Origin of the sequence: Microcoleus sp. FACHB-68 (assembly GCF_014695715.1) — a bacterium.
Classification (GTDB): domain Bacteria; phylum Cyanobacteriota; class Cyanobacteriia; order Cyanobacteriales; family Oscillatoriaceae; genus FACHB-68.
The window spans coordinates 757484-776052 of the sequence record NZ_JACJOT010000008.1 but is presented as its reverse complement, the minus strand read 5'-3'; the positions used below and the strand labels follow the sequence as shown (position 1 = coordinate 776052).

At 46.0% G+C, this 18569-nt stretch carries 18 protein-coding genes; 11 read left to right on the top strand and 7 right to left on the bottom strand.

From position 1 onward, the window contains the following. Positions 1–30 precede the first annotated feature (30 nt). A complete protein-coding gene (locus H6F73_RS12245) occupies positions 31–2148 on the bottom strand; it encodes a S8 family serine peptidase (protein ID WP_190759015.1) in 2118 nt (705 codons plus the stop codon). A 360-nt stretch (positions 2149–2508) separates the two neighbouring features. Between H6F73_RS12245 and H6F73_RS12240 the strand changes: the two genes are divergently transcribed. From H6F73_RS12240 to H6F73_RS12220, 5 genes are all read left to right on the top strand, one after another. Further along, complete coding sequence (locus H6F73_RS12240; RefSeq protein WP_190759014.1) at positions 2509–3168, top strand: hypothetical protein; 660 nt, start codon at positions 2509–2511, stop codon at positions 3166–3168. A 134-nt stretch (positions 3169–3302) separates the two neighbouring features. Beyond that, a complete protein-coding gene (locus H6F73_RS12235; protein ID WP_190759013.1) occupies positions 3303–3563 on the top strand; it encodes a BolA family transcriptional regulator in 261 nt (86 codons plus the stop codon). 64 nt (positions 3564–3627) lie between these two features. Next, on the top strand, positions 3628–3951 hold the full coding sequence (gene grxD, locus H6F73_RS12230) for a Grx4 family monothiol glutaredoxin (RefSeq protein ID WP_190667091.1): 324 nt from the start codon (positions 3628–3630) through the stop codon (positions 3949–3951). 207 nt (positions 3952–4158) lie between these two features. Beyond that, positions 4159–4377 carry a GNAT family N-acetyltransferase gene (locus H6F73_RS12225; RefSeq protein WP_199330510.1) on the top strand — a complete coding sequence of 73 codons (219 nt, stop codon included), beginning with the start codon at positions 4159–4161 and terminating at the stop codon, positions 4375–4377. Positions 4378–4622: 245 nt separating this feature from the next. After that, positions 4623–6200: an RNA-directed DNA polymerase gene (locus tag H6F73_RS12220; RefSeq protein ID WP_190759012.1), complete on the top strand. Its 1578-nt coding sequence runs from the start codon at positions 4623–4625 to the stop codon at positions 6198–6200. Positions 6201–6222: 22 nt separating this feature from the next. Here H6F73_RS12220 and H6F73_RS12215 read toward each other — a convergent pair whose 3' ends face one another. The 3 genes from H6F73_RS12215 to H6F73_RS12205 all read right to left on the bottom strand — a co-directional run bounded on the left by H6F73_RS12215 (position 6223) and on the right by H6F73_RS12205 (position 7455). Further along, positions 6223–6480 (bottom strand): hypothetical protein, encoded by a 258-nt coding sequence (locus H6F73_RS12215; RefSeq protein ID WP_199330509.1) that lies wholly within the window; start codon positions 6478–6480, stop codon positions 6223–6225. Between the two features lie 191 nt (positions 6481–6671). Beyond that, positions 6672–6920 carry a DUF6761 family protein gene (locus tag H6F73_RS12210; protein WP_190759011.1) on the bottom strand — a complete coding sequence of 83 codons (249 nt, stop codon included), beginning with the start codon at positions 6918–6920 and terminating at the stop codon, positions 6672–6674. 34 nt (positions 6921–6954) lie between these two features. Next, positions 6955–7455: a hypothetical protein gene (locus tag H6F73_RS12205; protein WP_190759010.1), complete on the bottom strand. Its 501-nt coding sequence runs from the start codon at positions 7453–7455 to the stop codon at positions 6955–6957. A 207-nt stretch (positions 7456–7662) separates the two neighbouring features. Here H6F73_RS12205 and H6F73_RS12200 point away from each other — a divergent pair, with 207 nt between their 5' ends. Continuing rightward, the gene (locus tag H6F73_RS12200) at positions 7663–8442 is read left to right on the top strand and encodes a response regulator (RefSeq protein ID WP_190759009.1); all 780 of its coding nucleotides are present in this window, start codon (positions 7663–7665) and stop codon (positions 8440–8442) included. A 246-nt stretch (positions 8443–8688) separates the two neighbouring features. On the opposite strand, the gene H6F73_RS12195 is transcribed toward H6F73_RS12200, so the two are convergent. Together H6F73_RS12195 and H6F73_RS12190 are read right to left on the bottom strand one after the other, a co-directional pair. Beyond that, positions 8689–8907, bottom strand: coding sequence for a hypothetical protein (locus H6F73_RS12195; RefSeq protein ID WP_190667103.1), 219 nt, complete (start codon positions 8905–8907; stop codon positions 8689–8691). A gap of 35 nt (positions 8908–8942) precedes the next feature. Next, positions 8943–10580, bottom strand: coding sequence for a CTP synthase (locus H6F73_RS12190; RefSeq protein WP_190759008.1), 1638 nt, complete (start codon positions 10578–10580; stop codon positions 8943–8945). A gap of 301 nt (positions 10581–10881) precedes the next feature. Here H6F73_RS12190 and H6F73_RS26985 point away from each other — a divergent pair, with 301 nt between their 5' ends. From H6F73_RS26985 to H6F73_RS12180, 3 genes are all read left to right on the top strand, one after another. Next, a complete protein-coding gene (locus H6F73_RS26985; RefSeq protein ID WP_277882600.1) occupies positions 10882–11010 on the top strand; it encodes a hypothetical protein in 129 nt (42 codons plus the stop codon). A 611-nt stretch (positions 11011–11621) separates the two neighbouring features. Beyond that, on the top strand, positions 11622–12650 hold the full coding sequence (locus H6F73_RS12185) for an N-acetylmuramoyl-L-alanine amidase-like domain-containing protein (RefSeq protein ID WP_190759007.1): 1029 nt from the start codon (positions 11622–11624) through the stop codon (positions 12648–12650). A 544-nt stretch (positions 12651–13194) separates the two neighbouring features. After that, the gene (locus H6F73_RS12180; RefSeq protein ID WP_190759006.1) at positions 13195–14952 is read left to right on the top strand and encodes an N-acetylmuramoyl-L-alanine amidase; all 1758 of its coding nucleotides are present in this window, start codon (positions 13195–13197) and stop codon (positions 14950–14952) included. A gap of 172 nt (positions 14953–15124) precedes the next feature. Here the strand turns inward: H6F73_RS12180 and H6F73_RS12175 are convergent, their stop codons facing one another. Beyond that, positions 15125–16105, bottom strand: a complete 981-nt coding sequence (locus tag H6F73_RS12175; RefSeq protein ID WP_347239524.1) for a hypothetical protein — start codon at positions 16103–16105, stop codon at positions 15125–15127. A gap of 188 nt (positions 16106–16293) precedes the next feature. Between H6F73_RS12175 and H6F73_RS12170 the strand changes: the two genes are divergently transcribed. Together H6F73_RS12170 and H6F73_RS12165 are read left to right on the top strand one after the other, a co-directional pair. Beyond that, positions 16294–16860 (top strand): hypothetical protein, encoded by a 567-nt coding sequence (locus H6F73_RS12170; protein ID WP_190759004.1) that lies wholly within the window; start codon positions 16294–16296, stop codon positions 16858–16860. Positions 16861–16946: 86 nt separating this feature from the next. Further along, positions 16947–18521 (top strand): Na+/H+ antiporter, encoded by a 1575-nt coding sequence (locus H6F73_RS12165; RefSeq protein ID WP_190759003.1) that lies wholly within the window; start codon positions 16947–16949, stop codon positions 18519–18521. The last annotated feature ends 48 nt before the right edge of the window (positions 18522–18569 follow it).

Here is an 18569-nt window from a genome sequence, read left to right as displayed (position 1 = left end):
TAGCGTGCCGCAGGCAGATGCAGATGCAGATTAGATGCCTAAAGTTAATTCCCAGCTTAGCAATTTGCCGGTGTCTTCTAGGGCACTGTCAACGACGCGCAACTGCCAAACACCTTTCACCGGCTGATTGATCAACAGCCTCAGCACTGGCGTTGTTTGCAGAGAATAAGCCATCTGTAATCGCTTATTGCGCCCTTGGGTACGTCCTTGGAGCAAAACGCTCTTGCCGGTAGGGGCGATTAAATAAATCTCCAGATCGCCCATAAAGCTGTGTTCAATATCTACACCGACGCGAATATCGCGCACAGCCCCCGTATCATTCATTTGGATAGGGCTGGTAATGCCTCGCAAGTTATAATCAGGAATCGCCACGCTAGTGTCATTGCGCCCTTGTAGCTGCCGGGAAACTTTCAAGGAACTCACTTGCTTTTGTGCCGCCTGCACGGCCTTAAACGCGTTCACTTTGCCATAGCCAAACCATTGGGAGTGTCCGTTGGCGTCATAAGTACCCATGTTGATACCCAGTTGGGGATCGGGTTCTCGATCAATAATTTTATCTGCGGTATTTTGCAGGATTTGCTTGACTTCCTGAGCAGTTAAATCAGGATTGACAGAAAGCACTAACGCTGCAACACCGGCAACCACGGGGGTAGAGCTAGAAGTACCGCCAAAATAGCCGGTGTAATCCTCCGCATCGTACCCAAGAGCACCCATGCGATCAGCAGTGAAAACTCCTTGACCGGCTAGAGAAACAGTCACTTGCGGCGCTGTGTTGATATAGCCGGTTTCTTGCAGCCACATTCCGGGGGGCGCATTATTGCTGGGGGCGCAAACAGAGATGGTGGGACCCCAATTACTGTAGGCGGCTTTTTTGTTCAAACTGGTGCAAGCAGAAACCGTCATCACGTCCGGGTGAACACTAAAACCCCCCAGCCATTTCGTTTGGCCTTGCAAAATATTGTTCGGCCAGCCGCGCTCATTAATCGTGCCGGTTGTGGGACGGTTGGCATTACCGGCAGCAAAAACTATTACGCAACCCTTGCCGTTGCGCCCTTCTGTTGCGGCGCGATGTACAACGGCACTTTGGCGCAAGGAAAGCGGAAAATAAACAGCCGAGGGACCCCAGCTACAAGAAATCACGGCGGCCCCTTTAGCAATGGCCCACTCAAACAGTTGCTCAATCGAACTGTCATCGAGAAAACCTGTGGTGCGTAATGGCATCAAGGCACAACCGGGGGCAACCCCCACAATGCCGCTGCCGGTTTCTTCTGCAACCGCAACGCCGGCGCAAGCGGTGCCGTGGTTGTCTTCGTCTTCCCCCGGCATCGGCACAAAGTCTTTGGCTTTAAAGTCACGGGGGGCAACAATTTTACCCAACCCTTGAAAATCTGGATGGTTGAGGTCAACTGAATCATCCGCAACAGCCACGACGACAGAACGCACGCCGCGAGTGAGATCCCACGCTTTCTCAATATCAATATGAGCGCCGGCTGCTAATTCCGGGCCGCCGGTGTGGTACAGATACCATTGCTTGGGATAGAGGGTGTCACGAGGCCGGTAGTGAGGAGCCGTTTCTACCACAATATTCGGTTCAGCAACCAATACCGCCCGGTTGCCGGTGAGCCGGTTGGCAATTTTGATCGGATTTTCCGTCGCTTGCTTGGTGACTTCAAAGATAAAGGTATTGGCAATTCCCGCGAGTAGACGAATCTGACGCAGTCCCGCTGCCGCTGCGATGGCATCCCGCGTTGCTGGATCGGCAGAATCGCTAAACTGGATGGTCAACTCGTCCGTGAGGTAGAGCAGTTGCTCTGGGTTGTTCTTAATGTGATAAACATGACTGACGAAGGCAACGGCTTCTGAATTTCGCGCCGCTTGCATGGCTTGTTCGAGGAGTGCCGGTTCAACGGTGTATTCTACGAGCTTGGCTTGCGGTACGCTTCTGTGGCGAACAGCCCCCCAAAGTTGTGCCCAATCTTCCGATAGGGTGCCGGTGCCGGTGGGGCGCACAGTAAACCGATCACTGACCTTTTCAAGCGCTAATTCATCACCCCCCCGTTGTAAGATGAAACCCACGCTTTCCTCTGGGACGCCTACAGCGGGAAAATTGTTTTGATCAGAATTGGTTGAATTAACTGGATTGGTCATAGAAGCGAGCCTCTGGTGATACAGTTGTTATTTCACAAACTGAGTCTCATTTAAATGTATTGCTGACAGTGCGGGTTTTGTCAGAGTCTTGCCGGCGCTCATGTTTTTCTCAGTCTGCCTGATTTACATTCGGGCAGTTGAAGAATACTTCAGCTAAGTTTGTGGGGTGTTGGACTCGCATCCGTTGATGTTTCGCCATATTAACTTCAGTTCTTATTAGATTGTTACAAACCGCCCTTGTCTGTGTTACGATTCTGTGGGCGGTAGAGGCGGGCGAGTTGACCCCGCTTCAGGGATTTAAATAAGATACCCGAAGTTTGTATCGCTCCGATTTTTAAGTACGCACATACAAGGTACTTTATGGTATCTGGAACTATTCGCTTCCTCTGTTTATCCTCTGTAATCCCGCTGACGGCAATTTTAACGTTACTGCCTCTGGCCAGTGTCCGCGCCCAGGAATCTGCCCAGCCAGAGAATACGATTCCGCTTGAGCCGGCAAACCCCGCAACTCCTATTAATGTTCCCGAACCTGGGGAATCGACAGAACCGGACAATATTCGCCCAATGGTGCTCGATAGCAGCCTGCTGAGTCTTCAGGGAGGGCAACGCTTGATGGACGAAGCGAGCAATGCGGTTGCCTCCCAAGACTATGATGGGGCTGCTAAAAAGCTTGTGGAAGCCCGTCAGGTTTTCAACCAGCTGTCGAATTTTTATCAAGAGTTGGGTTCTAGCTTTTCGGGGATTGATACCCGGATTGCTGACAGTCTTCGCAAGAAAGCCCTAGAAACCGCCCAAATGCGAGATCAGGCAACTTATCAACTGGCATTGGTACATCGGGCGCAAAACAAGCCGGAATTAGCTGTGCCGCTGTTGGTTCAGATTATTCGCTCTCAGCAACCGACGCGCGACTTAGGCCAAAAAGCCTATCAGCAGTTGTTTGAACTAGGATTTGTAGATTCACCCTACCCCAGACCCCGTAGTGATGAGCCTAGCTCGTCTTCAGGGGGTTCCGCGCAATAATCAGCGGGATGGGGGGATTTGATGGGTTTTGCCTAAGCTCGCTCAATTTCTAGTCAGACTTTAGTTGAGCCGGCCAGGATAAACCCGCTAACGTTAAATTAGATAGAGAAGCGACAGGAAACTCAGGAGTAGCAATGGTTAGCCCGGATCGCGTAGAGGCAATGATCAAGGCTCAAATGCCAGATGCCCAAGTGGTGGTTCAAGATTTAACCGGCGGTGGCGATCACTATCAGGTAACGGTCGTTTCATCGCAATTTGAAGGCAAAGGACTGGTGCAACAGCATCAACTCGTTTATGGGGCTGTGCGCGAGGCGATGTCTACAGAAGCCATTCACGCCCTTGCTTTAAAGACTTACACGCCCCAGTCGTGGGCGGCTGCCGGTCAGCCGGTCTAGCTTCAACAACGATAAACTAAACACTAGATCCACACAAGAGAAGAAAGGAAGTCCAAGCGCAACCATGAACCCAGAACTGAAAGAGCGAATTGACAATTTGGTACAGCAAAACAAAATTTTGGTGTTTATGAAGGGCAATAAGTTAATGCCCCAGTGTGGTTTTTCTAACAATGTAGTGCAGATTCTCAACGCGATGGGAGTTCCCTACGAAACCATTGATATTCTGGAAGATTGGGAAATTCGGCAGGGAATTAAAGAGTATTCCAACTGGCCAACCATTCCCCAGGTTTACATTAATGGTGAGTTTGTTGGCGGTTCAGATATTATGATTGAGCTGTACCAAAAGGGCGAATTGCAGGAGATGCTAGAAGTCGCTCTTGCTTCTTAAACTTTCACGATACTGACTTGAAAAACCCCTTGCAGAAGTTTGGTACGCAAAGAACTCGCAAGGGTTTTTTTTATTGTTGAGCTTTCTTAAATCTAAATATTAAGCCTAGGGGATAGCAAAAAAGCTGAAACCTTGATGTATGGGTTGCTATCGACGCAGGTTCTACTGTGGGCTTTGTAGCCGTAGAAACTACCCTCAGAGGACAATATGGGTGAAATCTACATGGTTGCTGTCGATCCAGACTTTCAAGGTCGCGGTATTGGTAGTGATCTGATAGAATTCGCTCTGGCTTGGATGAAAGATGCTGGGATGTCCCTTGCTATGGTTGAGACTGGGGGCGATGCCGGTCATGCCCCAGCCCGTCACACCTATGAAAAGGTAGGCTTCGAGGTATTCCCAGTTGCCAGATACTTCAAGAAGCTTTAAGTGCAGATGTGTTGATTTTTGGTTCACGTTACCTACTGATTCACAGATTTTCTATATGCTGGGCATAGAACTTATTACAATTTAGATATAAATTTGAGGGTAATTGCAGCAGAGTCGTAAATAGTTTTCATGGCAACTACCAGCCAGCTAATACTTCACGGCAGCGAACTCGAAAGTCACTGGTGCTGAATTGGAGAGTATCTACCGCCGCTGCGTTTTGCTGTTAGGTATAAAACAAGTTGTATATGGGTTCTATAAATCGAGGTTTAACCATGCATCTATCGAAAAAATCTTTAGAGTTTGCACGTAGCCACATCCAACGCTTTTATACTTCTGATTTTTTCCCATCTTTAGACGTTCTAGATGCACTTTGGGCGGATTGGGACGAAGTCGTTAAGTCTTTATCTGGTAAACCTATTCAGGAACTCGGACGTCTCCCTTTATCAATGCAAGCTCCTAAAGCAAGGGGTGGCTATCGTGTTGTGCATGATCCAAACCCACTTGATTCATTAGCTTATGCGGCAATAGCCTATACTCTTGCACCATACATTGACACACGCCGTGAAAAATTAGGTGATCGTGTTTTTTCGTATAAACTTAGCGTAAATGAGCGAGGTGACTTTTTTGATGAAGGGCACAATGGCTTTCAATCTTATACATCAAAGTCTTTTGAACTAGCAAAGAATTTTGATTATGTCCTAATTACAGATATTGCTGCTTTTTACAACCAGATATATCTCCATCGCTTGCAGTCAGCTATTGAACTTTGTGATTCTAGGCTCGCAACTATTTCCTCTGCTGTAGAGGAATTCATGCTTAATCTTAATGAGCGTGTATCAATTGGGATACCTGTTGGTCCAGCTCCTAGTATTATTCTTGCAGAAACAGCATTACTTGATGTCGATCAGTGGATTCAACACAGAGGTTGTGACTATGTTCGTTATGTTGACGATTTCCGAATTTTCTCAAATTCGGAGTTAGAGCTAGAAACAATATTGCAAGATCTTGTTGGATATCTCTATAAGAACCACAGATTGACTCTATCCTCAGAGAAGACTTTTATTTTGCCTAGTGCAGAATTAATTGACCGCTATCTTGACTCACCTGATTCAAGAGAAAGAGCTGTTATACATGCAAATATTGCACAGTCTATAGCTAGTCAAACAAGTCTTGCTTTTCGGACAGCTTATGTAGAGAATCCCCCTTCATGGGATAAATTAACTTCTGAAGAGCGAAGTCAACTTTTAAACAGTATGATGGATAGTATCCTTGGGCACGATTCACTAGATCTTGGACTCGCTCGCCATCTTCTTCGACGTGCAAAACACGCAAGGCTTAGGGCTATTATTGCGCCCCTTCTTGATAATATCGAATTCTTTTCTCCTGTTTTTCGGGATGTATGCCTTTATCTTGATAGCGTAATGAATGAAGCTGCTATCAACAGAAATTTAGATTGCTTTGAAAAAATAATCGCTAAGCCCTCCATTATTACTAAAAGTTCTTTTTGCTCAATGTGGCTGAGATGGCTTATAACTCGGCATCAAGCTTACTCACAATCACAAGTAGTTCGAGATTTTGTAGTTGGAGAGTTAAAGCCTTTGCGTTTTCAAGCAGATTACGCTAGACTTTTTGCCCATGAAAGTTGGGTGAAGGAGCATCGATCTAACTGGCAGCAATTTGGAGCTTTAGATCGGTGGTCATTACTACTAGCTGCAAGCGTATTGGGTGTGCGTGAACGTACAGTATGGATGAATCAAGTTTTGAGAAGTAGTGAAGATCTAATTGATCGTGCTATAGCTCGATATGTATTAAGCTTTAGATAATTCTCCAGTTCTTCCCTGCATCTCAAACCCGCAGTTCATGGCAGTGTGCCCCAATACTTGGCATTGGTCTTGAGTGAGGCAACCCTAAATTTTCGCCCTGCTGCAACCGTCTCAACAAAACACCTGTTTCTATGCGTGCTTCTTGGCTAAAAGGAGGAGTTTTAACTTCCCCATGCAGCCACACTAACGGTTTATCTGTTTCGTCTATACACCCACCATTTATATCAGATATGATATATTTATTAATGCTTGGAGAGTCAAGTGTGACTGTTAGATTCATAGTTTGAATATAATTTAGTGATATCACCTCATATCCTTCTACTTAGTCCTGTTGACAGGAAAGTTCTAGAATCGGCTGCTAACGCCAATTTGAAGTATCTGTATTTTTTCGCGTTGCAGATGCGAAAAGCCGGCAAAATTTTCGGAGATTATGCCGGCACGCTCAGGAATTTTCCTGAATGGAAAACGTAACTAATAATAGTCCGATTTAGGTTGTGGCATGGGCATTTCAAAGTTAGAGGGGTCGTAGATATATCTAGCGGCCTCTTCCTCCAATCTGTGAATCAAATAGGGTTCAATCGCATTTGTGTGCCGCAAAGCAGCTAAATAACCATCTAAATACAGCCTCAGATCGTCGAAGCGGTAACCTTTATTCCACATTTCAACAAGAGCGTCTGTAAGTTTTTGATAGTGACGGATGGTTTGAGTATCTTGAAGCATGAGTCTGACCTCCGGATAGGTAAGTGGAAAAAGTTTAGGTTGGCCTGGTCAGCTGGGGCGAACGCACGGTTTTAACTTGATTGACGCAACCCACCGCCACATTGTTCGGGAATGGGTTAACCCATTCCGGCTTTAACTGAATATCTTGATCGGTTAGGTTCAAGGCGTCAGAAAATCGGTACGGGTTGTCTATCCTTTGGGTCATTGCCGGCTCACTTATCAATGCCTCCGGTACAGTGGCTGGCCAGAAAATATTCTTTCTATAGAATTCGTAGTCTAGCAGCAAAAACCAAGCAGTTTCGTCTGCTAAAAGGTTTAACTTTATACCTTTTAAGACCAATATAGTCCCACGATTAAGGCAAAGCTTAGCCTTCAGTGAATTTTGGGATGCGTCTTTAAGCAGATACCGCCGATAAGGGGTGTTCAGAATCACGTCTTGGCTGGAGTTGCCGGCAGTCACACGTAAACGAGAGAGCAGTGGCGCGTCCTGGTCAACACAACCAGTGATCTTTCTGTAACTCGACGCTTCAGCCATGAAGTTTTTCAAAGGGAGTTCTTAAACTATTGTAACGGAATCTCCCCAAAGTCCTGCGCCAGGGCTGCCGGCGTTGAATATTTTACGCAATCTTTACAAACTGACCCTTGGCTTCAGCCTTTTACCTTAAACGGGAGTAGCAGTGGTTACAAAACCATGACAAATGCTTTGTTACTCTTAAAACCACCGACGTGAAGGTGAACTTCTGTGGTATTAGTTTCTATTCAAATCGTTGAGGGTAATCCTCACTTACGTTCCCTGTTAGGTTGGCACTTACAGCAAGTTGGGTATGCTGTGCACCAATCCGCTGATATCCGTCATGCCAGGGATGTTTTTTTTCACCGGCAGCCCACACTGGTGATCGTTGACTCTGAACTGCCCGACGGCGATGGACTAGAGTTTTGTCGGTGGCTACACCGGCAGCAACTCTCAATGATTTTGATGCTGTCAGCTCGCAACACGGAAGCAGATATTGTGGAAGGGTTGAAGGCGGGGGCAGATGATTACTTGAGAAAACCCTTTGGGATGCAAGAGTTTTTAGCCAGAGTGGAAGCCCTGCTTCGCCGGCATAAAACGATGACACCCCCAGTCAGCTTAGATTATGGCGAGCTGAAAATAGACTTGGTACAGCGCCGAGTCCGCTTTCAAGGGGAGTCAATCGAACTAACTCCTCAAGAGTTTAGTTTGCTCTATGTCTTGGCCCAAGCTGGGGGATTGCCACTCAGCCGACCAGAATTGCTGCGCCGAGCATGGCCAGATGCCATTGATAATCCGCGCACGATAGACACCCATGTGCTCTCGCTGCGGAAGAAAATTGAAATCGACCCCCGGCAACCCAGCTTGATTCAAACCGTCCGCAATGTGGGCTATCGCTTGAATCTGGAAGTGCTCTCTAGCCCGATGCCATCGGCAGAACACGCCACTGGTAAAAGTCTGCCGATGCGTCAGTTGTCTAAAGTTGCAGCCGGTGAAAGCCACCGGATCTAGGAACATTGGAAATCAGGCAAGGCTGCGCCCATAAGAACGGTACAGGCATAGAATTGGAAACTCTCCCCTCCCCCCCTCTAGGGCGTACCTGCAAACTTGTCAAACTAAAATTAGCAAATGAGTAGAAGCTTAACAGTAGACTAGCAACGACTTGTGGAGATTTAACTGAGGCAAGGGTGGGAAAAGCTCAAAGCTTAATTCCCAATCCCGATACCTTTAGGTTGGTGCAGCCTTGCCCCATTACCTTCACGGTAATGGAAAGCCAGTCGTTTCTTTAATGAAGTCAAGAACCTTGCTGTAGGCTTCTGGATCGCTTTGCTGAGTCAACACAATGCTGGTTTCGCCACCGGGGAAGTAAAGCGTTAACCGGCCATTCCAAGACAAGGAGAAGGCGCTAATGCGATCGAGATCGAGCACGTAAATCTGTTTGTCTCGCTCATAGCATATCTTGATCCAGTGCGCCACAAGACCTCCTTTGCTCAAAACCCCGCTAGCCGGCCTCAAAATACTTCAGCCGGCACTGCCGGTGCTGCTGCCGGTTGCAAACGCTCGACTGCCGCCTGAATAAAACCCTTGAACAGAGGGTGAGGCATATTTGGGCGAGACTGGAACTCTGGGTGGAATTGGGTGGCAATGAAGAAGGGGTGATTGGGAAGTTCAATGATTTCCACTAAGCGCCCATCGGGAGATGTGCCACTAATCTTAAAGCCACTTTCTAAAAACAGGTTGCGATAGGCATTATTAAATTCATAGCGATGCCGGTGGCGTTCGTAGACGACCTCATCCTGGTAGAGACTGAACGCTAAGGTATCGGGTGCCAAACGGCAGGGATACAGTCCCAGTCGCATGGTGCCGCCTAAATCCACAACATCTTGCTGTTCCGGCAAGAGATTGATCACTGGATTTCGTGTGTCGGGGTCAAATTCGGCACTGTTAGCATCTGCTAGCGTGGCAATGTGACGCGCCCATTCAATAACGGAACACTGCATTCCCAAACACAACCCTAAAAAAGGAATATTGTGCTGGCGGGCGTACTCAATAGCCGCAATTTTTCCATCGACTCCTCGCACACCAAACCCACCCGGCACCAGGATGCCATCGATATCTTGAAGATAAGATTCGGCACCGTAAACTTCGATGTCTTCTGAGTTGATCCAGCGCACGTTGAGCGAGGCTCCCATTGCGATTGCAGCATGGCGCACGGCTTCTATGACTGACAGGTAGGCATCCGTCAGCCGCACGTATTTGCCGACAATTGCAATCTCGATCTGCTGCCCTCCTTGATACAAGCGATCTACAATACTTTGCCATTGACTGAGGTTGGGTTGGCGCTGTTCAAGCTGGAACAAGTCGAGCACTTGCTGAGCTAGCCCTTCCCGTTCTAGGATGAGCGGCACTTCATAAATACTGATAGCATCTTTGGCGGTAATCACACTTTCCACCGGCACGTCGCAGAATTCAGAGAGTTTCTCTTTCATGCCTTGTTGCAGGGGTCGGTCACACCGGCACACCAAAATATCCGGTTGAATCCCAATGGAGCGCAGTTCTTTGACTGAGTGTTGCGTCGGCTTGGTTTTCATCTCGCCGGCTGCGGGAATCCAGGGCAAGAGGGTGACGTGCATATACAGCACATTATTGCGCCCCACATCTTTGCGGAACTGGCGGATCGCTTCGAGGAACGGGAGGGATTCAATATCCCCGACGGTGCCCCCAATTTCCGTAATGACTACATCCGGATTGGTATCTTTAGCAACTCGGTGGATACGCTCTTTAATTTCATTGGTGATGTGCGGAATCACCTGTACGGTGCCACCTTGATAGTCGCCGCGACGTTCTTTATTCAGCACGGCTTGATAAATTGAGCCGGTGGTGACGCTGTTGAGGCGGGACATGGAGGTATCTGTAAAGCGTTCGTAGTGCCCCAAGTCCAAGTCAGTTTCCGCACCATCTTGCGTGACAAAGACTTCCCCATGCTGAAAGGGACTCATCGTGCCCGGATCGACATTAATATAGGGGTCAAGCTTTAAGATTGAAACAGAATAATCCCGCGACTTGAGCAGCCGGCCCAGACTTGCCGCGACAATACCTTTGCCAATACTGGAGACGACCCCACCCGTCACAAATACAAACTTAGTCATAAACTTCGTCAAATGCTTAGATTTCCCCGCCAGCGCCTGCTGCCAATTGCGGCACAGCCGTAGCTGTCAGCTTTCAGCTGGGGCGGTCGCCAGCTGTTGCCTGCACACAACCCAGATGACAGGATAGCATTCTTCCTACTGACTTATAAAAAGTCGCCAGACTTCCTAGCCTCAATGATTGCGTGACCTCTGTTAAATTTTACCGAGAAAATGGGTCTAAAGTCTCGTCCTTCTAAGATGGCTTTTGATTCTTGTTGGATCTTAATATTTTATTTATGATATTCCATGAGAAAATTCGATCATGTTAATTATAGAAGCCAACATATTAAACACAACAAAGAAGCAATACTTAGCTCTTGATGATGGCATTCTGGCAGCTCATTTTGTGAGTAATACAGCAATCGAATATTGGCAAGATAGTTCAAAATAAGTAAATCAATTTTGTCTTTATTTAGTCTTCAAAAATAACAAAAATAATTAAATAAACTACAATAACAACGATTAATTAACCATGAGACTTAATCAGGATAAGCAGTCCTTATAAAGTAACTATTACAAAACTAGAAAACAATAAAAAATGAAAAATCGGAAAAAAGCTTTTCTAGGTTTTTAAAAAGGCAATTATACAAATACAGCACTATTTTCTCCTTTCAAAACCTGAATAAATTTTATTTTTACGACCGATTAATAGGCATACGAGCCGGCTAAAAAGCTGCTTACACCTATATCCATGAGGCAGTTTTATAACCTTTATCTTTTGATCGGCAAATCCAGGATAAAACAGCCGGATAGTAATCGGTTCGCCCTGTAAAATTTTTGAGAACAATTCAAAGCGTTCGTCAGTTTTAGATCCCTAAATCCCCAAAACCTGGCTGTCCCTATCATAATTTACAGGGCGCACTACCGGCCTGAACAGCAGAAGGTTGTTTGTTAAAATCCAAAATTGGTCTAATGCGTGTGCCGGCTCCAAATTCAACTAAAATCAAGTTCGGTTGCTCAGAAGCCTTAAAAAACTCGTTATCGCTGAAACACTGGGAAAATATGAGAAAATTTGCAGGATTGGCCGTGCTAGGGTCTGTAATGACGTTTCCCGCTTGGACAGCTCAACCCCTTGCGGTCGCTTACCCACCGGCTGTCCTCCAAGCAAAAGCGGAGATGCCGGTGAACACTCTGGCGTTTGAACACAAAGCAACAGGTGATTTGATCGCCAGTTTACCGCAGCAGCGAGGAGAAAATCTGTTTAATTTACCCCAGGAAGTTGCCAAGACGCAAAGTGGAGTCCGCTTCCGGCAAGTGATGCAGTATGCGATGGGGGAAAATTTGTCTCAGCGTCCGATGGGAGACATTATCCAAACAATAGCCGAGCAATTTGTTGGCACTCCCTACGCCGCCGGTTTGTTAGATAAGTCTAACCAAGAAACGCTAGTTTTATCCCTAGAGGGGTTTGACTGCGTGCTGTTTATCGAAACTGTGCTGGCGATGGCGCGGGGTGTGGCGTTGCAAGATTATTCTTACCAAAGTTTTGCCACTAACATTCAGGATCAACGCTATCGCAATGGTGAAATGAATGGATATTGCAGCCGGCTGCATTATTTTTCCGATTGGATAGCAGACAATCAAAAACGCGGAGGCGTTCAAAATTTGACCCAGAGTTTTGGGGGAATTCCTTTAAATAACCAACTGAATTTTATGAGCCAACATCGAAGCAGTTATCCGCAACTTGCTAACGATGATGCAGCTTATGAGTGTATTGTCGGCATGGAAGCAAATCTTGCTCAACTTAAAGTGGATTACATTCCCAAAAACGAGATCCATACGGTTTATAGCCGGCTGCTACCGGGAGACGTTGTAGCAATAGCAACCGATGTCGAAGGTCTGGATGTCACCCACACTGGCCTTGTTTACCAGCATTCTGATGGCAGTATTGGGTTTATTCACGCTTCTCCGAGTGGGGAAGTGAAAATAGCTCACGATTTACAAGCCTATGTCGAAGCAGTCGAGAGCACGGTTGGCGTTATATTAGCGCGTCCTGCTGACTCGCGGCAGACAGCTTTGCGTCAAGCATTTTAACTTTTAGACGAACTGAAGACTGTCTTACTTTTTGGCAGGATAGTAGATTTTAGCGTTTGGGAGGTTTTGAAATAGATTTAACTTGGCGCTGTTAATCAGGTGGAGAAAGCTGAAGAAAAAGCGTTGATTACCAATATTAAACAAAATTAGCATCGGACAAAACAAGCATTCGTTAATTGGCCGACATGAACTCAGGTTAAATCAAAAAAATTTGTTCATATCTTGAAACTTGATGCGCCCATTGAAAAAAAAACCTTTTTCTCAAATTAAATGAATCAAGAGGAAATTTTAATGAAACAGATTTAAGCGGAAATTAAGCTAAAATAAATTAAATGAATGAATTTAATTCTGAATAAAAAATTTTAATTTAAGAAAAAGTATTGGAATTGAATGATTTTAGCTTACTGCTCTCTAAAAAAAACAATTTACACATTTTCAATGGAAGAGAGAAAAAAATATGCTGCTGCCCAAAGAGAAAATGAGATAGCATAAAAAACGGCAATTATGAAATTGGGTAGCGCTGCAATAATGGGAATTTATTATTATGAATAAAATATTAGGACTGCTGACATTAGGTTCTGTGATGGTAATATCATCTACCGCTCGCGCCGATCAATTGCTATTTGTAGCCTATCCACCCCCAAACCACACAACCACCTCAGAGCGGATATTTTTGATTGGCACCGCGCCGCCGGCAGGAGAAGTTGCGATTAATGGCCAGAAAATTGAGCGCAGTCAGGCCGGCCATTTTGCGCCCAGTTTCCCGCTCCAGATCGGCGAGAATGTGTTTACGTTGCGCTACGAAAACCAAGAACTGCAAATTAAGGTAACGCGGACATTAGGCGGGCCGCAGGTGCCCGAAAAAGTGGGGTTTGCGGAAGGTTCCCTCACCCCTGCCGCGAACGTTGCCAGAATGCCGGGAGAGTTGATTTGTTTTAGTGCTGTCGCGCCGGCAAATGCTGAGGTTTCCGTCCAGATCGGCAACCTGACGTTTCCCCTGAGTTCCCAACCTCTAACGACCACTTTGCCTCCGAATTCAGCGGTTTTAACCGGCCAAAATGAGCCGATCTCCCAATCAGCGGGACAGTACCAAGGTTGTATTGCGGCACCGGCAACGGCGGGAAATTGGGGGCAACCGAAATTCCTGCTAACCCTTAATGGCCAAACGATATCGGAACAAGGGCCGGGAACCATTAGAATTCTGTCGCCGGGACAACTGGCAACCGCCCAAGTGTCTGCTGATGCCGGTGTCGCCAGAACTGGCCCAAGTACCGATTTTTCGCGCCTGACACCGCTGCCAAAAGGCACGCAGGCGGCAATTACAGGTCGTGAGGGGGAATGGTTGCTACTCGACTATGGCGGTTGGATCAAGAGCGAGGAAACGCAGATTATTGAAGGTTCAGTTCCGCCGCGATCGCTGATTCGCGGGGTGACTTCCCGCCAGGTTGATAATTGGACAGAGGTGCTGTTCCCCCTGCAAGTGCCGGTGCCGGTGAATGTGCAGCAAGGCAACCGCAGTTTAACGCTGACGCTGTACAACACCACCGCCCAAACCGATACAATTCGTCTCGGCGATAACTCCGTGATTTCCCGCTTTGACTGGCAGCAAGCGGTGCCGGGACAAGTGCAGTATACGTTCAATTTCAAAAGCCAGCAGCAGTGGGGCTACAAGCTAAGGTATGAAGGCACGACGCTGGTACTGTCTTTGCGAAATCCACCCCCGAATCTCCGTAACACTCAGCCGCTTGCCGGTGTCAGAATTCTTCTCGATCCCGGACATGGCAGCCCCGAGGATTTGGGGGCAAGGGGACCAAACGGCTATCCCGAAAAAGATGTCACTTTAGTGGTGTCAAAACTGTTGCGAGATGAATTAGTAAAGCGCGGTGCAACCGTGTATATGACCCGCGAGGGAGATGAAGATTTATACCCTCAAGATCGGGTGAGTATGATTGAACAGCAAGAGCCAAATATTGCGCTCAGCATCCACTACAATGCTTTGCCTGATAGCGGTGATGCGATGAATACGAAAGGCATTGGGACGTTTTGGTATCATCCCCAAGCCCAACCTTTAGCGGTGTTTTTGCATGACTATTTAGTGCAAAGGTTAAAGCGGCCTTCTTATGGAGTGTTTTGGAATAATTTAGCCTTAACCCGCCCGACAGTTACCCCATCTGTTTTGCTGGAATTGGGGTTTATGATCAATCCCGAAGAATTTGAGTGGATTGTCAATCAGGAAGAACAGAAAAGATTAGCAACTACCCTAGCAGATGGGATCAGCAAATGGGTTGCCAGAAGTCAATAAAAGTTGGATTTTTTCAGTCTTTAGGGGCGTTGGCAACCGATTGGTTTCGCAGATTGAATTAATTTGTGGGGCGGGCGTCTGCCTGCCTTGCACCTGTGAAATCGGCCTTCTGCCGGCGGTTTTTTCAAAAACAACAAGGTTTTGTAAAGAAATCCCTGCTTACAACGAATTCTTACTTAGAGTTACTGGGGGAATTTTTCAGGTTCCAAATTGGAAGTTTATTCACTTCTTCAATTGTGACATCTACATAGGTGCCGCTGTTTTCTGGAATCGAAGCTTCGCCGAAATAACCTTTCTCACCATCATGAGCGTGTGAACCGATGATGTAAGTTTTATAATGGCCGGCTAGACGGGCTTGATTGAAAGGCGAGCCTACATTCCCATACCAACGCGATGCGAATACAATGCTGCCGAGATCATCAATCCAGTCTTGCCGGCCTTGAAGATGATAGACTTGATCAGCCGCCTCAAATCCATTTGTTCCATTAAAAACACCGCCAATAGAAACCACAGAAATCTGTGCGTTTAACCACTGGTTAAGATAGGGGGCTGCACCAAGAGCAACTTGCACACCGCCACTTGTTCCAATTAATACAATGTTGAGTGGTTGTTCGGAGGAAACCGATAGTGATTGCTTGGCTCTCATCCGCTCAATAATTGCTGTGGCAATTCCTTGATTGTAAACAGGGCCATAGCGCGGATCAACAGAAATTGCAAATCGCCAAAGATTGCGAATTTTAACCAGTATATCTCCAATTGTTCGCCAGCCTTTGGCATTATTTGCAAACCGCCATACTGGCGCAAACAGTCGCTGCCCCCCTAAACTTTGATTAGAGGCTGAATAAGGAAAAACATCCGAAACCGCAACGCAGTTAGGATGCTTCTGCACTAAACGATTTAAAAAAGTTTCTTCTCCGGGAGTTAATTCATCTGCTGAAAAATCTCCCACTCCAGGCAAAAAGATAATATAACAGTTGACCTTTGCCGGTTTTGCCCCAGCATTTGAGCCATTGCCGGCAGGTAACTCTTTGAGCCGGTTTTTCCGTAAACCGATAATTTCAGCCCCTTGATCCAGCCACCATACCAGCGTTCCCACCGGCGCAAAGAATCCCCAAATTAGCAAAATTATTCCTGCTAGGATCAGTAGATTCAAGGTTCCACCCCTAAACCAGCGAAGTATCCGACCAATTAACTGCAGCATTTAATCAGATTGAGATAAAGAATTGAGTTTTTGTCAAGCCCTGCACGCCAGCAAAATTTGTTGAACTTTTTGTGGTAGGTTTCTCTATAAAATAGTATTTTATCAAAGTTGCGATTAACTAAGAGGAGAAGAAAGGCAGCGTGAGTGGCAAAGACTCAAAAGGAAGTTTATGGGCGACGCTTAGGAGCGCACTAACATTGGATGCCAATTTTTATGAAAATGCTCCCATCACTCCTGCAACCACCCAGATAGCCCGAACGATTGTCATCTTAGCAGCACTATCTCATGTGCTGGGTAGCTTCGTCATCTTATTGATTAACTTGGCTAAGCCTTCTATCCTAGTTTTAGCACTTTTGATAGATGGTCTCAGCATCGTAGGAGGCTACTATTTTTGGACGTTTACTATTTCAAAAATCGGGCAATGGCTAAAACCTAATCACGTCACCTACAGAGATTTGCTGATTCCTATCGGCTTTGCCTATGCTCCCCAAGTGTTCAACTTCTTAACATTAATTCCCTTACTGGGACGCCCCATTGAGCTAATCTTAGCCGTATGGAGTTTGTTAGCTGTCATTGTTGCAGTCCGCCAAGGTTTAGATATCAAGACTCATTGGGCCGCATCAATTTGTTTAGTGGGCTGGCCTATCATTCAAATAGCAATTGGCTTTGTTCAAGTGCTTGAGCAAAATTTGGTAACGCGCTTCTAGTCAAAATATCCAAATTTTAAAAGCCTATCAGATTGCTTTATGAGTGAATAGGCCGGCTGTAAAATTAGTTAACTAGAGAGGCATTTATGGCAGTAGAAACTCTAGCTGAACATAGCGCAATTTCTGCAAATTTAAAGCAATTCCTGCTAGTTCTTTCGGTTTCCCTGAGTGTGGCAACCCTCCCACAAGTTTTCAGTTGGTTTCGCAACATTCCCTACACTTTATTACTGGTGATTGTCGGGCTAGGGTTGGCATTGGTTGATGTCCGATTAGTTAACCTATCACCTCAACTGATTCTTTCAATCTTTTTACCCCCGCTGTTATTTGAAGCTGCTTGGAATTTGAAATGGTCGGGGTTAAAGCAGAATTTAGTGCCGGTGACTTTGTTTGCAGTTTTCGGCGTAATTATTTCGATTGTTGGAATTGCTTTCGGCATTAATAAATTAGCAGGAGTACCCCTAGCAACCGCTCTATTAGTCGGTGCTAGTTTGTCCGCAACTGACCCCGTTTCAGTTGTTGCCCTCTTACGAGAACTCGGCGCACCCAAACGCATCAGCACTGTGATGGAAGGAGAAAGTTTATTTAATGATGGTGTTGCAGTTGTTGCTTTTAGTTTGCTAGTCGGAATTCCTTTGGGAATCGAAGAATTTGACATTCAAACGAGCATTGTCAAATTTTTTGTTTTTGTGGGAATTGGTCTTGGCGTAGGTGGATTAATTGGTTTTGGAATCTCCTACCTCACCCAGCGATTTGACTTACCTTTAGTGGAACAATCTCTAACGTTGGTTTCTGCGTATGGCACCTATATTATTACCGAAGAATGTGGGGGTTCTGGGGTAATTGGTGTTGTCACAGTTGGCTTAATCTTAGGCAATTTTGGCTCTCGAATTGGCATGAATCCCCGCACACGAGTCATTGTCAGTGAGTTTTGGGATTTTCTCGCCTTTTTTGTCAATTCTATTGTATTTTTGCTGATAGGAGATCAAATTCACTTTTCCAGTTTAATCAATAATTTCAGTTCGATTGCGATTACAATTGCTGCTGTGATTTTAACGCGGGCGATTGCTATCTATAGTTTAGGAAATTTGAGTAACGCAATTGCGAATTCAGAAATTAACTGGAAAGAGCAAACTGTTTTGTGGTGGGGAGGTTTAAGAGGTTCTGTTTCTATTGCCCTGGCTTTGAGTGTGCCCATCGCTGTACAAGGGCGAGATGAAATTATTGCTATCGTGTTTGGAGTAGTGCTTTTTACGCTCTTAGTACAGGGTTTAACAACCAAACCCTTGCTAGAAGTTCTGAAGCTTTTAGGGGATGAGCCATTGCGTCAAAAATACAGAGAAGTTCTGGCGCGTCGAGTCGCACTGCTGCGCGTTATGGATCGCCTAAAAGAAGTAGATAAACGTCCAGAAATTGAGCCAGAATTTTATCGATATCAAACAGCTTTAGTTCAAGGGCAATTGAACGATTTGCAAGAAGAAATTCACGAATTGCGTCAGCAAAACTCCCAAATGCGAGAGTATGCAATTGAACAGTTGCGAGAAGAATTATTAGCGATTGAAGCTGATACCTATGCGGAGTTTGTTCGAGCCGGCCAATTAAATAATGAACTTTCTCCTTTCTTGGAAGAAATCCTTGGTTCAGGAGATGAAAATAGGGGTTAAATCTTCACGGTGAATTTTGTTGGGGCAATTGCCCCACTCCACCTTAAG

Bases quoted from the DNA above. Each gene is read 5' to 3' on its own strand.
- H6F73_RS12190 (WP_190759008.1), bottom strand. From the start codon at position 10,580: ATGACTAAGTTTGTATTTGTGACGGGTGGGGTCGTCTCCAGTATTGGC.
- H6F73_RS26985 (WP_277882600.1), top strand. From the start codon at position 10,882: ATGTTAATTATAGAAGCCAACATATTAAACACAACAAAGAAGCAATAC.
- H6F73_RS12165 (WP_190759003.1), top strand. From the start codon at position 16,947: ATGGCAGTAGAAACTCTAGCTGAACATAGCGCAATTTCTGCAAATTTA.
- H6F73_RS12180 (WP_190759006.1), top strand. From the start codon at position 13,195: ATGAATAAAATATTAGGACTGCTGACATTAGGTTCTGTGATGGTAATA.
- H6F73_RS12240 (WP_190759014.1), top strand. From the start codon at position 2,509: ATGGTATCTGGAACTATTCGCTTCCTCTGTTTATCCTCTGTAATCCCG.
- H6F73_RS12220 (WP_190759012.1), top strand. From the start codon at position 4,623: ATGGGTTCTATAAATCGAGGTTTAACCATGCATCTATCGAAAAAATCT.
- H6F73_RS12245 (WP_190759015.1), bottom strand. From the start codon at position 2,148: ATGACCAATCCAGTTAATTCAACCAATTCTGATCAAAACAATTTTCCC.
- H6F73_RS12205 (WP_190759010.1), bottom strand. From the start codon at position 7,455: ATGGCTGAAGCGTCGAGTTACAGAAAGATCACTGGTTGTGTTGACCAG.
- H6F73_RS12215 (WP_199330509.1), bottom strand. From the start codon at position 6,480: ATGAATCTAACAGTCACACTTGACTCTCCAAGCATTAATAAATATATC.
- H6F73_RS12235 (WP_190759013.1), top strand. From the start codon at position 3,303: ATGGTTAGCCCGGATCGCGTAGAGGCAATGATCAAGGCTCAAATGCCA.
- H6F73_RS12185 (WP_190759007.1), top strand. From the start codon at position 11,622: ATGAGAAAATTTGCAGGATTGGCCGTGCTAGGGTCTGTAATGACGTTT.
- H6F73_RS12210 (WP_190759011.1), bottom strand. From the start codon at position 6,920: ATGCTTCAAGATACTCAAACCATCCGTCACTATCAAAAACTTACAGAC.
- H6F73_RS12225 (WP_199330510.1), top strand. From the start codon at position 4,159: ATGGGTGAAATCTACATGGTTGCTGTCGATCCAGACTTTCAAGGTCGC.
- grxD (WP_190667091.1), top strand. From the start codon at position 3,628: ATGAACCCAGAACTGAAAGAGCGAATTGACAATTTGGTACAGCAAAAC.